At 39.2% G+C, this 16,180-nt stretch carries 16 protein-coding genes and 1 pseudogene; 12 read left to right on the plus strand and 5 right to left on the minus strand.

What is annotated here, in order from left to right:
• Positions 1–375: 375 nt before the first annotated feature.
• The 6 genes from N6B01_RS13185 (at position 376) to N6B01_RS13210 (ending at position 5,547) form a co-directional block, all read left to right on the plus strand.
• The gene (locus N6B01_RS13185) at positions 376–1,257 is read left to right on the plus strand and encodes a polysaccharide deacetylase family protein (protein ID WP_262079186.1); all 882 of its coding nucleotides are present in this window, start codon (positions 376–378) and stop codon (positions 1,255–1,257) included.
• A gap of 45 nt (positions 1,258–1,302) precedes the next feature.
• Positions 1,303–2,640, plus strand: coding sequence for an MFS transporter (locus tag N6B01_RS13190; protein ID WP_262079188.1), 1,338 nt, complete (start codon positions 1,303–1,305; stop codon positions 2,638–2,640).
• Positions 2,641–2,652: 12 nt separating this feature from the next.
• Positions 2,653–3,420, plus strand: coding sequence for an SDR family NAD(P)-dependent oxidoreductase (locus N6B01_RS13195; protein WP_262079189.1), 768 nt, complete (start codon positions 2,653–2,655; stop codon positions 3,418–3,420).
• A gap of 109 nt (positions 3,421–3,529) precedes the next feature.
• Positions 3,530–4,279, plus strand: coding sequence for an SDR family NAD(P)-dependent oxidoreductase (locus tag N6B01_RS13200; RefSeq protein WP_262079190.1), 750 nt, complete (start codon positions 3,530–3,532; stop codon positions 4,277–4,279).
• Between the two features lie 9 nt (positions 4,280–4,288).
• On the plus strand, positions 4,289–4,588 hold the full coding sequence (locus N6B01_RS13205) for a hypothetical protein (protein WP_262079192.1): 300 nt from the start codon (positions 4,289–4,291) through the stop codon (positions 4,586–4,588).
• Positions 4,585–5,547: a CobW family GTP-binding protein gene (locus N6B01_RS13210; protein WP_262079194.1), complete on the plus strand. Its 963-nt coding sequence runs from the start codon at positions 4,585–4,587 to the stop codon at positions 5,545–5,547. Before N6B01_RS13205 ends, N6B01_RS13210 begins: the two co-directional genes overlap by 4 nt.
• Positions 5,548–5,590: 43 nt before the next feature.
• Here the strand turns inward: N6B01_RS13210 and N6B01_RS13215 are convergent, their stop codons facing one another.
• Positions 5,591–6,580 (minus strand): asparaginase, encoded by a 990-nt coding sequence (locus N6B01_RS13215; protein WP_262079196.1) that lies wholly within the window; start codon positions 6,578–6,580, stop codon positions 5,591–5,593.
• Positions 6,581–6,800: 220 nt separating this feature from the next.
• Positions 6,801–6,926 (minus strand): annotated as a pseudogene (locus tag N6B01_RS13220) (DDE-type integrase/transposase/recombinase); the annotation flags it as partial.
• 626 nt (positions 6,927–7,552) lie between these two features.
• Between N6B01_RS13220 and N6B01_RS13225 the strand changes: the two are divergent.
• The 4 genes from N6B01_RS13225 to N6B01_RS13240 all read left to right on the plus strand — a co-directional run bounded on the left by N6B01_RS13225 (position 7,553) and on the right by N6B01_RS13240 (position 12,606).
• On the plus strand, positions 7,553–8,464 hold the full coding sequence (locus tag N6B01_RS13225) for a DMT family transporter (RefSeq protein WP_371739851.1): 912 nt from the start codon (positions 7,553–7,555) through the stop codon (positions 8,462–8,464).
• Between the two features lie 199 nt (positions 8,465–8,663).
• Positions 8,664–9,776 carry a carboxynorspermidine decarboxylase gene (nspC, locus tag N6B01_RS13230; protein ID WP_262079197.1) on the plus strand — a complete coding sequence of 371 codons (1,113 nt, stop codon included), beginning with the start codon at positions 8,664–8,666 and terminating at the stop codon, positions 9,774–9,776.
• Between the two features lie 263 nt (positions 9,777–10,039).
• Complete coding sequence (locus N6B01_RS13235; RefSeq protein WP_182418214.1) at positions 10,040–11,278, plus strand: saccharopine dehydrogenase family protein; 1,239 nt, start codon at positions 10,040–10,042, stop codon at positions 11,276–11,278.
• 83 nt (positions 11,279–11,361) lie between these two features.
• On the plus strand, positions 11,362–12,606 hold the full coding sequence (locus tag N6B01_RS13240; RefSeq protein ID WP_262079198.1) for a hypothetical protein: 1,245 nt from the start codon (positions 11,362–11,364) through the stop codon (positions 12,604–12,606).
• 88 nt (positions 12,607–12,694) lie between these two features.
• Here N6B01_RS13240 and N6B01_RS13245 read toward each other — a convergent pair whose 3' ends face one another.
• The 3 genes from N6B01_RS13245 to N6B01_RS13255 form a co-directional block, all read right to left on the minus strand.
• Positions 12,695–12,904, minus strand: a complete 210-nt coding sequence (locus tag N6B01_RS13245; protein ID WP_182418216.1) for a TOBE domain-containing protein — start codon at positions 12,902–12,904, stop codon at positions 12,695–12,697.
• 223 nt (positions 12,905–13,127) lie between these two features.
• On the minus strand, positions 13,128–14,021 hold the full coding sequence (locus N6B01_RS13250; RefSeq protein WP_182418217.1) for a LysR family transcriptional regulator: 894 nt from the start codon (positions 14,019–14,021) through the stop codon (positions 13,128–13,130).
• 23 nt (positions 14,022–14,044) lie between these two features.
• Positions 14,045–14,845, minus strand: coding sequence for a carbon-nitrogen hydrolase family protein (locus N6B01_RS13255; RefSeq protein WP_262079199.1), 801 nt, complete (start codon positions 14,843–14,845; stop codon positions 14,045–14,047).
• Between the two features lie 284 nt (positions 14,846–15,129).
• Between N6B01_RS13255 and N6B01_RS13260 the strand changes: the two genes are divergently transcribed.
• The gene (locus N6B01_RS13260) at positions 15,130–15,564 is read left to right on the plus strand and encodes an Hsp20 family protein (RefSeq protein ID WP_182418219.1); all 435 of its coding nucleotides are present in this window, start codon (positions 15,130–15,132) and stop codon (positions 15,562–15,564) included.
• Between the two features lie 54 nt (positions 15,565–15,618).
• The gene (locus N6B01_RS13265; protein WP_246708086.1) at positions 15,619–15,897 is read left to right on the plus strand and encodes a BQ00720 family protein; all 279 of its coding nucleotides are present in this window, start codon (positions 15,619–15,621) and stop codon (positions 15,895–15,897) included.
• Positions 15,898–16,180 lie beyond the last annotated feature (283 nt).

Here is a 16,180-nt window from a genome sequence, read left to right on the forward strand (position 1 = left end):
ATGATTGAACGATTGCGCAAAAAATTATTGGGAAATTTAATTGGGGCTGTATTGATGTAATTATAGCAATATTAGTTGCACCAATATATTGGCTCAGAAATAACGCCTAAAATTTGGCCATCTATCATCACGGTAAATGATAAAAGGATGGTGTATGGTTTTCAAATAGGTAATCCTATTGGATAATATTATCTTCATTTAAACAAATTGAAAATCCTCTGGCATTATTGAACAAATGGTATAGGCTAAAAATGCGTGTCTAACAAATTTGTTGGCATCCATTTTACATGAAGCTTATCAAGGCTAATTTTAAATAGCTGCAAAGGTTGGATTGCATAAATAAAATCAATTAAAATTAACAAAAAAGGGAAAACCATGAGTAAAGAAATATTTATTTCATTTGGTATAGATGTTGATGCTGTGGCTGGGTGGCTTGGTTCCTATGGTGGCGAGGATTCTCCCGATGATATTTCACGAGGCTTATTTGCCGGTGAAGTTGGTTCAATGCGATTATTAAAGCTGTTTGAAAAATATAATATCAAAACGACGTGGTTTATTCCTGGACATTCTGCAGAAACATTTCCCGAGCAGATGAAAGCCGTTGCTAATGCTGGCCATGAAATTGGCTTACATGGATATAGTCATGAAAATCCAATTGCAATGACAGCTCAGCAAGAAGAAGCAATTTTAGATAAGACAATAGAAATATTGACTAATTTATCAGGAAAAAGGCCAACCGGATATGTTGCCCCATGGTGGGAATTTAGCAATATTACCAATGAATTATTGTTAAAAAAAGGCATTAAATACGACCATAGTCTCATGCATGACGATTATACGCCTTATTATGTGCGCGTTGGTGATTCATGGACTAAAATCGATTATAGCCAACATCCAGATAGTTGGATGAAGCCACTTATTCGCGGTGAAGAAACCGATTTAATCGAAATTCCTGCCAATTGGTATCTTGATGATCTTCCGCCTATGATGTTTATCAAAAAATCACCGAATAGTCATGGTTTTGTAAATCCACGCGATATTGAGCAAATGTGGAAAGACCAATTTGACTGGGTCTATCGTGAAATGGATTATGCCGTTTTTCCAATTACGATCCATCCCGATGTTTCTGGACGAGCGCAAGTGCTTCTTATGCTTGAGCGTTTGATAGAGCACTTCAAGCAGCATGAAGGGGTAAAATTTGTCACTATGAATGAAATAGCAACAGATTTCGCCAATCGTCGTCCCCGCAAAAAATAATAATATATAATTGGGGAACAATCAGAAATTTGGGAGCAGAATTGAATGGACAACATTAAAAATGATGGTGACCAGTGGCAACCGACGCCAATTAGCCAAAAAGATATTAATTATGCGTCAATTATAACATTCTTTGCTTGGGTATTTGCAGTCTACGACTTTATCTTGTTTGGTATGCTGTTGCCGGTCATGGGACAAGACTTTGGTTGGGACGAAGCAAAACAGACAGAGATGGCAACATTGATTGCAATTGGCGGTACGGTAGTCGCATTTGTCATTGGTCCAATTGTTGATCGTATTGGACGGCGAAAAGGAATTATATTTACCGTTGTTGGGACTGGTATAGCCTCGGCTTTGACTTCACTCGGTATTAGTTTTGGTAAAATGGGGCTAATATTGGTGCGCTCGGTTGCAGGCCTTGGCTATGCTGAACAGGGAATTAACGCTGCTTATCTTACTGAAATATATGCAAAATCAAAAGATTTAACTTTTCAAAAACGCAAAGGTTTTATCTATTCTCTCGTTCAAAGTGGTTGGCCTGTTGGCGCATTAACGGCAGCAGGTTTAACCGCAATATTATTGCCCTATATCGGCTGGCAAGGCTGTTTCATTTTTGCGGCTATTCCTTGCTTTATTGTCGCATTCTTTGCACGAAAATTAAAAGAAAGCCCACAATTTGAAATCATGAAGAAGATTTCAGAATTGAAAAAGGCAGGTAAAAATGATGAAATTAAAGTGCTTGCCGAGCGTTTTAACATTGCAGCACCATCTCATCAACAAACCAGCATAAAGGTTGCTTTTCAAGGCAAGGCATTGCGCTCGACATTGGTGCTAAGCTTTGCCGTTTTATTAAATTGGGCAGCTATTCAGGTCTTTAGTGTTTTGGGAACATCGGTCATTGTTAATATCCATAAACTATCTTTCGAAAATTCTCTTTTAATATTGGTTCTATCAAATTTGGTTGGTTTTGCTGGCTATTTGGTTCATGGTATGTTGGGTGATCGCATTGGGCGGCGTAACACAATTGCAATTGGTTGGATTTTGGGCGGCTTTGCATTTAGCGCGATGATTTTCCTTTCGAGCAATCTTACTGTTGTCATTACATTGTATAGTGTTGGCTTGTTCTTTTTAACTGGCCCTTATGCAGCTTTGATGTTTTTCATGGGTGAATCATTTCCAACCCAAATTCGCGCAACGGGCGGTGCAATCATTCTTGCTATGGGGCCGCTAGGCGCAATTTTGGCCGGTATTGGTATTACATTTGTTTTAAAATCTGGTGGTGAATGGGCATCCGCCGCTTTCTGGTTTGGGGCGCTTCCTTGTTTCTTATCGGGATTAATGATTTTTGCAACACCGCATATTAAACCTGAAAATATGCAATAAAGGGGGATGATCATGGAAAGAGAAATACCCGTTGCCTTAATTACTGGTGCTGCAAGTGGTATTGGTCAGGCTTTGGCTGTAACATATGCACAAAACAATATTCGCGTTATTGGGGGATATTATGAAAAAGCCCCCCATGACCCTGTTGTAACGCAACAATTGGTAGAACAACAAGGTGGTCAATGCCTTATGTTACCCTTAGATGTTGGCGATGCACAATCGGTTGAAAATGCCACTCAACAGGCTATTAGCCATTTTGGGCGGTTAGATTATGCAATCGCCAATGCTGGTCTATTAAGGCAATCATCTTTATTAGAAATGACCGATAGCGCATGGGACGAGATGATTAATATTGATCTTACCGGCGTAATGCGAACATTTCGTGCTGCTGCTCGACATATGGTGGATGGTGGCGCTATGGTAGCAATATCCTCCATCGCTGGTGGTGTTTATGGTTGGCAAGATCATGCTCATTATGCGGGGGCAAAATCAGGCGTTCCTGGTTTGGTTCGCTCCATTGCGGTAGAGCTTGCGCCTAGGCGTATTCGTTGTAATACGATTATTCCCGGTTTAATTGAAACGCCGCAATCGCTTGATGCTAAAAATTCACTTGGTCCTGAAGGTTTGAAAGCTGCCGGCAAGATTATTCCATTGGGCAGAGTTGGAAAGCCTGATGAAGTTGCGGAAGTTATACAGTTTTTAACCAGCACCAAAGCGAGCTATATTACCGGACAAACGATTATTGTCGATGGCGGACTAACCATTCGTTGGCCCGATTAATTGCAATAAATTTGATTAATGGCAATAAACGAGATCAATGAGAATAAAAATGCCATCTTAAAAATTTAAGCTGGCATTTAAAGGCGAAACTTACAAATAGGTGTAAATTATGAAACCTTTAAATGAGTGTCGTGTTGTTGTTACCGGCGCGGGTGGCGGCATCGGTTCTGCTATTGCAGTTGAATTTGCCAAACAAAATTCAAAATTATTAATAAGTGATATTAACGAGCAAGCAAACGCTAAAACTCTAGCCGAATGCAAGAAATACACCAAGCATGTTATTTCATTTACGGCAGATATTGGCACTGTTGCTGGTTGCCATCAACTCATTGATAGTTGTGTTCGCCATTATGATGGCATCGACGTGCTTGTTAATAATGCTGGTCTATTGACCCAAGCGCCTGTAATAGATCTGACTCTTGACATGTGGGATCAAATGTTGCGGATTGATTTAACCAGCGTTTTTTTAACATCTCAACGCGCACTACCCCATATGATAAAACAAAAATGGGGTAGAATTATTAATATAGCTTCGCAACTTGGTATTAAAGGCGGAGTTGAGTTGGCACATTATGCGGCAGCAAAAGCCGGTGTCATTGGCTTTACAAAGTCATTAGCCCAAGAAGTTGCAAGGCATAATGTTTTGGTGAATGCCATTGCCCCAGGGCCAATTTCGACGGCATTGGTTGATGGCATTAGTGAAAAATGGAAAACTGAAAAAGCTAAAGAATTACCATTGCAGCGTTTTGGTCAAGCTGAAGAAGTGGCTCCAACAGCTATTTTATTAGCCTCAGATCCTGGGGGTAATCTTTTCGTTGGGCAAACACTTGGCCCCAATAGCGGCGATGTTATGCCCTAAGGAGTTGTTATGTGCGGTTTATGCGGATTAATTGGCGAAAAGCAGGAATGGAGTGATCAAGTTAAGTCTGATTTACCACTGCGCCAAAATAGATTGAAAAAAATAAAGTTGATTAATAAAATTCTTCATTATCGACGTTTAACCGTTTCAGATTTTCATGGTGTTAGCTATTTGCTACAGACCCCAACCGGTAAATCTGCCATTGTTGGTGGGCTTGATAATTTATGGGACGAATGTAAAAATATAAGCGGTCATTCTATTGATGTATTAAACCCTGATTTATTATCCTTTATTGAGGGCAATAAATGATCCCAATCCATATTATAACCGGCTTTTTAGGCAGTGGTAAAACCAGTTTTATCAAACAATTGCTTAAAAATGGTTCGCAAGAAAATACCCTTGTTTTAATCAACGAGTTTGGCAGCATCGGTATTGATGATATTATGGTTCAAAATATTTCAGAAAATACCTATCTTATGCCTAATGGCTGTATTTGTTGTGCAGTCTTATCTGATTTAAAAATGACACTGTTTAATGTCCTTAATAAGCGAAATAATAAAGAAATACCCTATTTTGATAAGATATTAATAGAAACCACAGGGCTTGCCAATCCTGCGTCTTTATTGGCCACCATATTGAATGACGTTCATTTAAATGGCAGTTTTTCAATGAATGGCTTAACCACTATTGTGGATGCTGAACATGCTAGATTGCAATATGATTTACACCCAGAATGGCTGACGCAGGTGGTGGCATCGCACCAGATTTTTATAAGTAAAGTTGATAGGGTAGAACATCAAGAGCTCATCTTTGTACAAAAATTGATAGAGGCCTTAAATCCTGATGCTAATTTTATTTTGAAAGACAACATGGAAACGATGAAACAGTTGTTTTTGCGAGATGAAAACTTGAAATGTGATTATCAAAAGGCTCTCATATTTAATAAAGATGAAAATAAAATTCACAATCAAGCTGTAAGTTTTACTATCACCCATGATAAGCCGATAAATTGGCTCATCTTTGGATTATGGCTTAATCTATTATTGAAAAAACATGGTGAAAATATTTTACGCGTAAAAGGCATTTTAAATCTTGAAGATTCAAAAAATCCAATATTGATCCATGGGGTTCAACATTGCTTATACCCACCAGAACATTTAGAACGTTGGCCGTGGGATGATCAATTTTCAAGATTGGTTTTTATTGTTAGAAATATAGAGCATGAAAATATAGTGCGGTCCTTTAAGGCTTTCACATCATTGACTTAAGCTTGTTCATTCAAACGAAATGGCTTCTCATCTGAAGCAACATTCAAGGATTATAGGCGTTAAAAAATGCTTTAATATCACCAATTGATTGGCCGCTTGCCAATAATGCCCATAGCAATAGTCGTGCTTGGCGTGGGTTTAGCCATTTTGCTAATATTACCCCCTTAGCGGCAAGATCAATCTCGGAGCCACAAAACCCATAGGTTTTAGCTGCCGTGGAGCCGCTATAGGTTCTACTTGCTAGAATAATTGGTTTTTTATCCATGTAACGCGTAATGATTGCCATTTCATCTTGTGAAACATGGCCGGCGCCAAAGCCAGCAATCACTATGCCGTGGTAATGATTTTGCTCAAGCATCATTTCTAGCACGTCAACATCACCATCAAGCAGGCATTCATAAAAGCCAATTTTTACGCTTTTCTTAAGCAACTGCGCATCTAATTTAGGCAGATCTTTTAAGGATGAGAAGAAAATAGGGCGGTCTTCAACAACATATCCTAGCGATCCACCAATGCTCGATATAAAAGTTGCAACGTCCAGTGTATGGGATTTGCGTATAAAGCGCGCTACATGAATAGTGTTGTTTAGTACAACAAGTACCCCGCGACCAATAGTATCGGGACTTGCTGCCGTTATAACTGACGATAAAATATTGGCTGGCCCATCAGCGCCGGCAGCATTGGGGGTGCGCATGGCTCCTGTTACGATTAATGGCTTATCATGCTTCCAAAAAAGATCGAGCAAAAAGGCAGTTTCTTCAAGGGTGTCGGTTCCTTGGGTTAAAACAATGCCATCTGCGCCATTTAAAATTTGTTGATCGGCCCAATGTAAAACATCCATGATATGTTGGATTTTTAATGACGGACTAGGAAGCTGTAATAAGGTTTCAGCTTGTATATGTGCAAATTGCTTTAAATCAGGAACCGCATTTACCAATAATTCGGCCGAGAGCTTTGGAACAACACCGCCATGTTGCTCGTCCTTGACCATTGCAATAGTACCACCAAGACTACCTATTGAAATAAATGCCATTTTAATCATCCTGTAATTTATCTATGTATTCTTATCGGTCAAAATATGCCCAAGCCACTGATTTAAAGCAACGACAATAAGGAAGTTGAAACCTTAAATCGTCAGTTTTAAGTGCTTCTTAGTCTTAGCAAAAATATCCCTTTTGTTGAAGCCTTAAAAGGATTATGTCAAATTATCGCCTCGTTAGCCGATTGGTAAGTTTTGCCAAGAGAGATTAACCTGCAAAAAGCCGATCATCTTTGAAAGTCTTGCAAAAAAAACGCGTGGCAGCATTTTTATCTCTCGATGCTTTCGTCAAAAAATCAATGGAAACGCCGTGTTTATCAATTGCTCGATAGAGATATTTCTCCAAATCTAACCGCTAAATCAGTATTAGGCCCTTTAACCTTGATTGTGGTGTTATCAATGGAAGTGTAAAAATGGGCGAGAACTGCAATATTGCCGAATTATTTAAATTGGCTTTAAAATCATTCCTTGACCAATTGGTTTTTAAAGGCTGAAATAAATTAGTCTCTAATCTTTTAAGTCATGTCTCCCTAAAATAGGTAAACCCAAGGGGGTAGATAAGTCTCAAGGTTTTATATTTTTTACGTTTACGCAGATTACAAATGATATTTGCGACAGGGCCCTTTAAACCCTAAACTTTTGTCTAAATTTATTGTCATTTGCGGTGTGATTTTAAAAAAATATGCCGCGGGTGAGGGCGGTAATTTAAATTATTTTGCCATAAAACCAACGATTACTATTGTTACAAATGAAATATAAATTATTTAAATTTAAACAGGTCTAAGAAAACAACTCAATTAAAGTGATAATCATTGCTTTTTATTGGTTTTTTTTGTAGCGCTGGTTTAAAGAATTTAAAATAGTATTAGCGATTATCCAACTAAAATTGCAACTGCATCAAACCAATGGGGCGAGCCAAGGGACCGTGTCAAAAGGTGGTGATGAAGTGCGGAGATTGACATGAAGTTGAAGCGGCCATCCTTTACGGCAAATTCCATTGCATTGGGTGTTATTTTGATGATTTTGGGGCAATTTATGTTTGCCGCCAATGACACAATGGGTAAAATTTTGGTGCAAGGCTTTGCCGTGGGACAATTGATTGTTTTTAGATCAATTGGCGCATTTATTATTTTAACTCCAATGCTAAGCCAAAAGAAGCCGCAAGATATTATAAAGCCGCCTCGTCCCTATTTACTCGCTTTGAGGGGGCTATGCTCGGTTGGTGATGCCGTATTCTTTTATTCTGCACTGATTTATTTGCCATTAACCGATGTAATGACCTTTTATATGGCTGTGCCAATTTATGTTGCAGTCTTTTCGCATTTTTTCCTTGGTGAAAGAATTGCTTGGCGGCGGTGGCTTGCCATTTGTATTGGCTTTGTCGGGGTTGTCATTGCTATGCGTCCATCGACCAATATGATTTCACTCCCATCAGCCTTTGCCTTGTTTAGCAGTTTTTGCTTTACTTTCGTGCTGATTTTAGGGCGCTCATTACGTTCAACCAGTGATACAATATCGGTTGCTTGGCAAAATAGTATTGCACTGGTGATTGGTTTGTTTATGATTGTTGGCCATTGGCAAACCCCAGATTTTTCCCAATCCATTTCGCTTTTATTGCTAGGTATTGTTGCTTGCATCGCGCATTTGCTCATTTCACGCTCGCTTAAAATGGCACCAGCCTCGGTACTTGCGCCTTTGCAATATACCATGCTGCTTTGGGGGATTATCTTCGATATTGTTATCTTTAAACATTATCCTGATGCGATGATTTTGTTAGGGGCTGGAATTATTGTTCTTGCCGGCCTTTTCATCTTCCACCGCAAAAAAGTGGTTACCGATCATATTCCAAAGTCCGACGTGCCTAATATTACGCACTAGATCATTTTTAACGAAATGCTTGTCTAGTATTTTAATTTTCACATGGAGCTGATAAACTTATAAAAGCTTGGAAAACTTTGAAAGGGTAAAACTTGGTTTGCCCTTTTGAGGATAAATGCCTATATGACCCTTTGATAGAAAAATTCTAGAGATAGAATAATTATAGATTTTCGCTTTTGAAGAAGTGGTGGAAACGCAAATGACAGATGTAACAGCGATCAAAACGCCTTATTATCTTATTGATAAGTCCAAACTTGTCCGCAATATGGAGCTTATTGCCAAATTGCGTGAAAAGTCTGGTGCAAAAGCGCTTCTTGCATTGAAATGTTTTGCCACTTGGTCGGTGTTTGATTTTATGCGCGATTATATGGATGGCACCACATCCTCTTCGCTTTATGAGTTAAAACTTGGCCGCGAAAAATTTGGTAAAGAAACCCATGCCTATTCGGTTGCTTGGGCTGATCATGAAGTTGATGAAGCTATTTCTTATGCCGATAAAATGATTTTTAATTCAATCAGCCAACTTAACCGTTTTAGTGAGCAATCATCTTCTATTAAACGTGGTTTGCGTTTAAATCCACAAATGAGTTCATCAAGTTTTGATTTGGCCGATCCTGCGCGCCCTTTTAGTCGCCTTGGCGAATGGGATGCCAAAAAAATTGAAACCGTGCTTGATCAAATTAGCGGCTTTATGATTCACAATAATTGTGAAAATGGCGATTTTGCGCTTTTTGACCGTATGCTTAGTGAAATTGAACAGCGTTTTGGTTCGCTATTTAATCATGTTGATTGGATCAGTCTTGGCGGCGGTATTCACTTTACTGGTGAGGGCTATCCAATTGATGCGCTAGCAGATCGCTTGAAGCGGTTTTCCGACACGCATAATGTTACGGTCTTTCTTGAGCCGGGCGAGGCGTCGATTACTCGCTCAACTACATTAGAAGTTACAGTATTAGATGTGCTCAATAATGGTAAGGATTTGGCTATTGTCGATTCGTCGATTGAAGCGCATATGCTAGATTTGCTAATCTATCGCGAAAATGCTAAAATTTTGCCAAATAGCGGCCCTCATGAAATCATGGTTTGCGGCAAATCTTGTCTTGCTGGCGATATTTTTGGCACCTATCAATTTCCTGAAAAGCTAAAAATTGGCGATCGTCTATCGGTGCAAGATGCTGCCGGCTATACAATGGTTAAGAAAAATTGGTTTAATGGTGTTAATATGCCAGCAATTGCCATTAAGGAATTGGATGGCAGTGTTCGTGTACAACGCGAATTTGATTATAATGATTATATGAACAGTCTTTCTTGACATGAAATTGTAACATAAATGCCATAAGCGAAAATGTGAAATAATATCGCGTAAATGGCTTAATAATGTTGATGAAACCGCTTATCAAGGCAACAGCGTTAATCGCAATCTTGCTAAGTGGGACGCGTTATATTAGAAGGGTTTTTAAACATGCGCTATGCGCTTTTTAAAGCCCTTAAACTTCACTGAAATATTGATTGGCATGGTGCCAGAGCGGATATTTCATAACCATTGATAGCAAGCTATAAGGAGATAAACCGGGAATGAAAAAGAATGTCCTGATTATTGGCGCCGGCGGTGTGGCACAAGTTGTTGCCCATAAATGTGCTCAAAATAACGATATTCTTGGCGATCTTCATATTGCATCACGTAGAATTGCAAAATGCGAGATCATCATTGCTTCGGTCAAAGAAAAAAATTCCATGAAAGTTGATGGAGTTTTCAAAGCCCATAGCCTTGATGCCATGAATGTTGCGGCAACCGTTGAGCTGATTAAAAATAACAATATTGAAATTGTTATCAATGTTGGTTCTGCTTTTTTGAATATGTCGGTGCTTTCCGCCTGTGTTGAGGCAAAGGTTGCCTATATTGATACAGCGATCCATGAAGACCAGTTGAAGATTTGCGAAACTCCACCTTGGTATGGCAATTATGAATGGCCACGCCGTGAGGAATGTGAGAAAGCTGGTGTTACCGCAATTCTTGGTGCAGGGTTTGATCCTGGTGTTGTTAATGCCTATGCTGCTTTAGCGCGTGACAATTATTTCGACACGATGGAATCGATTGATATTATTGATATTAATGCGGGAAGTCACGGGCGTTGGTTTGCTACAAATTTTGATCCTGAAATTAACTTCCGTGAATTTACTGGTCAAGTTTGGTCTTGGCAGGATAATAATTGGACATCGAATGAGATGTTTGAAGTGCGCAAGGATTGGGATTTACCAGTTGTTGGCACTAGCACAACCTATATGACTGGACATGATGAAATTCATTCCTTGTCTAAAAATCTTGATGTGCCAAATATTCGCTTCTGGATGGGCTTTGGTGAGCGTTATATCACTGTATTTAATGTTTTAAAAAATCTTGGTCTGTTATCTGAACAGCCAGTTAAAACAGCTGAAGGTTTGGAAGTTGTGCCGCTTAAAGTGGTTAAAGCCGTCTTGCCTGATCCATCATCACTTGCACCTGATTATACCGGCAAAACTTGCATTGGTGACCTTGTTAAGGGTAAAAAGGACGGTAAAGAGCGCGAAGTCTTCATCTATAATGTTGCCGATCACCGCGAAGCTTATGATGAAACTGGCGCGCAGGGTATTTCTTACACTGCTGGTGTTCCAGCCGCAGCTGCTGCATTATTGGTTGCAACCGGCGAATGGGACGTAAAAACCATGGCCAATATTGAAGAATTAGCGCCGCAGCCTTTCTTAGCATTGCTTGATAAAATGGGGCTGCCAACCCGCATTAAAGAAGGTGAAAATGATAAGCCGTTAGAGCTTTAAATTTTTGCTTTTCAAAAATTGGAAATTATCAATAAACCCTGTTAGATTATCGTCTAACAGGGTTTTTTTAAGGTTGGGGCAAAATGCAGGAAAATTGGCATTATGATTATAAGCATATTAAATCCGTTTGCTGCCACCTTATTGCCGAACCCGATGATTATTATGGGTGTGTCTTTACTGGCAATAGTGAAGATTTTATGTTGCTATGTGGCGAATGCTCATCAAAGCCCCAAAAAGACATTGAAAGCGCATTGCGTGACCCTAGCGATGAGACGTTGGCAGTGATTTTTCGTGAAGGCTATTTTGATGAATTTTATCATAGCCCTGCGACTTTCGAGAAAGAGCAAAAACCTTATAACTTTGCCGCTATTCAGCATTATCAATTTCCTTTCGAGATTGCAGCAATAAGCCCGTTTGGAAAAGATGAGTGGTTGGTGGCTTCCACGAATAGTCAAATTTATAAATTTAACCAATGTGACGATAGTCATGTTTTTCTCAGTAATTTTTCATTGCCTTTTGAGGAAGATGAAAATTTTATAGGGCATCATCTGACAGTAAAATTGCATGTAAGCGATGATAGGCATTTTTGTGCTATTGTCCATGATTATGGCCGCAATGGCCAGCTTATTGATTTAAAGAATAATAAGACTATTTGCGATCTTGAAAGCGATCGCTATTATTGTTCAACTGTTCCTTTTAGTGTTTGCTTTTTTACCTATAATGAAAAAAACTATCTTATAAAGCGTCGTGACTGGAACCACCTTGATATTTTAGATACAACTACCGGAGAGTGTTTAACTCAACGTCATTTTGAAAAGACTACTTATAATGATCCTGAATATTTTCATGGGGGGCTTTATTTGTCGCCCGATCAAGCTACAATTTTAGATGATGGTTGGGTTTGGCACCCAAGAGGTTGGCCGTCGCTATTTTCCGCTAAAACATGGCTTACGCAAAATATAAAAGAAAGTGACGAAAAATGTGCTAAGCAAAAGGTCTTAGCACGCGATGATTGGGATTGTGGTGCCTGCTGGCTAGATGAAAACAACTTTATTTTAGGCACAAAGACCAATAATAAAGCTAATCCTTATGCGTTTCTTTATGATATCAAGAATGGTACAATTACAGTTGTGCGCGGACCAAAGGGTCTGTTTTATAAAGCTAACCAAGGCTTAATATCCGTAGATGAAATAGGGCTTAGTCTTTGGGATATGAAGAACTGGCAAAGATTGGGCTTTTTACCAAATTTCATGCCGCAAGCTTTTAATGATCAAAGCAATATAGCTGCATTTTTTGATGGCAATAGATTAAGTCTATTGAAACTCTAAACGCTTTTCATGTTGCAAAATGCAACAAGGCCAGATTAAAATATCCGGCCTTGCAAATTAATTATAGAAATTGAGATATTTTATTTGCTTAGTCAGCAACTGCAATCATTACATCCGATGACTTAACAACTGCTGCAGCTTCCATGCCAACGGTCAATTGTAGATCGTCTACAGATTCATTGGTAATTGATGCTGTTACAATTGTACCATCTACATCAAGGCGAACATGGGCAGTGGTTGCGCCTTTTTTAATTTCAACGATTTTACCTTTAAGAACATTACGTGCACTAATTTTCATTTTACTATCCTTTTTGTAAAATATGCGTGTCAACCATTTTTAATAATAATGAATAAACACAAATCTAATAATCAAGATTTTTCTTATTTTAGGGATATATATAAGACCTCATAAAAAAGACAAGGATTTATTTAAAAATAAATAATGACAATTTGTCTCATTATCGGTGCGTTATAACGATTTATACTATAACGAAGTAAAGAAATACTTTGTTGTTATAAACTCAACCTTTATAGCGTAATGCATCGACTAAAAGGCGAAAGGCCATAGAGTGTTGGCGCTTGCTTGGATAATAAAGATAATAGCCTTGCCAAGGGGGAAACCAGTCTTCTAAAACGGGGATTAATTCGCCTTTATCAATCGCCTCTTGTGCTATATCTAATGGCAGATGGCCAAGCCCAAAACCTTTTTTGGCAGCTTCTAAAATATGGTAGCTTCCGTTAAAGATTAATTGACCTTCAACACGTACAGCAAGTTCATGGCCGTCTTTTTCAAATTCCCATGCATAAATTCCGCCGGTGGAAACAAAGCGCATATTGATGCAATTATGTTGAATAAGATCTTGCGGTGACTTTGGCTTATCGTGCTCTGCAAAATAGCTTGGAGCGCCGACGACAGTAAATTTAATATCGGGGCCGATGCGCACTGATATCATGCCATTTTGTAATTGTTCGCCAAGGCGAGTGCCGGCATCATAACGCTCACTGACAATATCGGTAAGGCGATAATCATCAATAAGTTCAATTTTGATATCAGGATATTGACGGCAAAATTTTTGCAACTTTGGCCAGAGAATTGTATTAATGGCATAATCAGTGGTAGAAATACGGATAGAACCGCTTGGCTTATCGCGAAAATTCCCCAAAAGATTAATCTCGTCATGAATATCGTCAATGCGGGTGCCTAGGGTAGAGAGAAGATGCGCGCCGACGTCGGTCAAGGTAACGCTGCGTGTGGTGCGGGTAAGGAGACGCACGCCCAAACGTTCTTCAAGCCCTCTTATTGTATGGCTTAATGCTGATTGTGATACCCCAAGTTGAGCCGCGGCACGGGTAAAATTTTTTTCCCGTGCAACCACAACAAAGGTTGCCAGATCATTGAGGTTTTCCCGTGCCATTGCAGTCTTTCTATAAGGATGAATTAGCCAAGCTTATAAAGCTCTGGTCGTCTTTGATCAAGGCAGGGCAATTTTTCGCGGGTGGTTTTGACCTTTTCAAGATCAATATTTGCAAAAATAAGCCCTTCATCTTCGCCGCAACTCGCTAATATAGTGCCCATGGGATTATATATAACACTTCGGCCACTGTAAATATTGCCTACCTGATCGGCAACGCACATATAAACGGTGTTTTCAAGGGCGCGTGCTTTGGATATAGATAATAGATGTTCTTCCTTCATCGGGCCAGAAACCCAAGCGGTGGGTACAATAAGAATATCAGCGCCTTTTAAGGCAAGGGTGCGAGAAATTTCGGGAAAGCGCAATTCATAACACACAAGCAAACCAATGGTGCCAAAGCGCGTTTTGACCGGTTCAAAACCATTGTCGCCAGCAATAATATTGGCTGATTCTTGATAGGAAAACGCATCATAAAGATGGGTTTTGCGATAGCTATGGATAAGCTCGCCATTATCATTTAAAAAAATAATGGTATTATAGGCGCGAATATTATCACTGCTGGATTTTTCAAAAATGCCGCAAATAATGTGGATGCCGCTTTCTTTGGCAGCTTTTGCCAAGGTACTGACAAAAGGACCATCAAGTGGTTCTGCCATATCGGCATAAACAATACCAGATTTTGGTCCAAGCAAAGCCATATAGACTTCTGGGAAAACAATAAGATCGGCGTTTTGTGTTTTTGCTTGTTTTATATAAAGCAATGCCTTATCAAGATTTTCCTGTTTGTTTCGACTAGCAGAAAGTTGAGCAAGAGCGATTTTCATGAGCTATCCCGTTTAAAAACTTAATATCCTGTCTAAGGCTGAGACTAAACCGCCTAATGATTTATGACAAGCAGTTCTCATAAGTATTTATAATTGGCGCCTTGGCCAGATTTTGGCACCTTATTTTTGTCTTGTGGTTTAAGGATTGTAGCTCTGACATCTCTATGTCACGGATATTTGAGTGGCGCCCTTGATTGGCCTTTGATCTATTACCATATAGTTATGAAGTGACAGTGCCAATAAAGGGCTGTCTTACTCGGTCGCTTGAACTTTGAGGACTGCAAATGACACGTATAGCATCTTTTTCAAATCCACTTTTATTAGGATTTGATACTGTTGAAAAAGCTTTGGAAAGGGTGGCAAAATCTGGTGATGGTTACCCACCTTACAATATCCAACGGCTTAATGATTTGGAAGATGAAACCGGCGAAGTGAGGTTGCGAATTACTTTGGCTGTTGCAGGTTTTTCGCCTGATGAGCTTGATGTGTCTGTTGAAGATAGTCAGCTTATCATTCGTGGCAAGCAATTGGATGATAGTGAGCATGAATATCTCCATCGTGGTATTGCTTCACGGCAATTTCAACGGGTTTTTGTACTAGCCGATGGCATGATGGTTATTGGAGCGGAATTGAAAAATGGTCTTTTGGCCATTGATCTTAACCGCCCACAGCCGGAAAAGCAGGTGCGACGAATAACCATTTCAACAAGTGATGAGTAATATTGACGTTATTAAGCGTTAAATAATGATATCTCGGCTCTATGGAGGGATGCCATGACAAATACCAAAATGACTAATACAAAAACAACTAAAAAGCCTATTTTTACCTCAGCCGAATTTGCGCAGCTTGGCGCTGGGCGCATTGCTTATGTCAAAAAGGTTAATACCGACGAATTGGCAAAGAATTTCCCCGGCCTTCCCGAAATGACCCCTAATATTGAAGTTTGGGGGCTGTTTGGAGCAAGTGGTGAGCCAATAGTGCTTTCTGATGCTAAGGGGCAAGCTTTAGCTGGTGCCAATGAACATGAATTGGAAACAGTTACCTTACATTAATCATTTTGCATGGTTTTTAAATTCTGTCGGTAATTAGACGTTATAATTTTATCAAAGCCAGTTTTTAATGAGACTTTTTCATTAAACACTGGCTTCATTTTATTAAAAAATTTAATTAAATAAGACGTTATTTGCCGGTCTTATTTTGTAGCTTCTTCCATAAATGTTGCAAAATGGTCTAAATTTATATTATAGCAGCCTGCAATTGCTCTCTTTTTAAGGCTTTATCAGGCGTTATAAGTCATATAATATTAAAATAATTTGAGCATTGTTAGTTAAATAG

This window comes from Bartonella sp. HY406 (assembly GCF_025449315.1).
In the GTDB taxonomy this organism is placed as follows: Bacteria; Pseudomonadota; Alphaproteobacteria; order Rhizobiales; family Rhizobiaceae; genus HY038.

Bases quoted from the DNA above. Each gene is read 5' to 3' on its own strand.
- N6B01_RS13185 (WP_262079186.1), top strand. From the start codon at position 376: ATGAGTAAAGAAATATTTATTTCATTTGGTATAGATGTTGATGCTGTG.
- N6B01_RS13190 (WP_262079188.1), top strand. From the start codon at position 1,303: ATGGACAACATTAAAAATGATGGTGACCAGTGGCAACCGACGCCAATT.
- N6B01_RS13195 (WP_262079189.1), top strand. From the start codon at position 2,653: ATGGAAAGAGAAATACCCGTTGCCTTAATTACTGGTGCTGCAAGTGGT.
- N6B01_RS13200 (WP_262079190.1), top strand. From the start codon at position 3,530: ATGAAACCTTTAAATGAGTGTCGTGTTGTTGTTACCGGCGCGGGTGGC.
- N6B01_RS13205 (WP_262079192.1), top strand. From the start codon at position 4,289: ATGTGCGGTTTATGCGGATTAATTGGCGAAAAGCAGGAATGGAGTGAT.
- N6B01_RS13210 (WP_262079194.1), top strand. From the start codon at position 4,585: ATGATCCCAATCCATATTATAACCGGCTTTTTAGGCAGTGGTAAAACC.
- N6B01_RS13215 (WP_262079196.1), bottom strand. From the start codon at position 6,580: ATGGCATTTATTTCAATAGGTAGTCTTGGTGGTACTATTGCAATGGTC.
- nspC (WP_262079197.1), top strand. From the start codon at position 8,664: ATGACAGATGTAACAGCGATCAAAACGCCTTATTATCTTATTGATAAG.
- N6B01_RS13235 (WP_182418214.1), top strand. From the start codon at position 10,040: ATGAAAAAGAATGTCCTGATTATTGGCGCCGGCGGTGTGGCACAAGTT.
- N6B01_RS13240 (WP_262079198.1), top strand. From the start codon at position 11,362: ATGCAGGAAAATTGGCATTATGATTATAAGCATATTAAATCCGTTTGC.
- N6B01_RS13245 (WP_182418216.1), bottom strand. From the start codon at position 12,904: ATGAAAATTAGTGCACGTAATGTTCTTAAAGGTAAAATCGTTGAAATT.
- N6B01_RS13250 (WP_182418217.1), bottom strand. From the start codon at position 14,021: ATGGCACGGGAAAACCTCAATGATCTGGCAACCTTTGTTGTGGTTGCA.
- N6B01_RS13255 (WP_262079199.1), bottom strand. From the start codon at position 14,845: ATGAAAATCGCTCTTGCTCAACTTTCTGCTAGTCGAAACAAACAGGAA.
- N6B01_RS13260 (WP_182418219.1), top strand. From the start codon at position 15,130: ATGACACGTATAGCATCTTTTTCAAATCCACTTTTATTAGGATTTGAT.
- N6B01_RS13265 (WP_246708086.1), top strand. From the start codon at position 15,619: ATGACAAATACCAAAATGACTAATACAAAAACAACTAAAAAGCCTATT.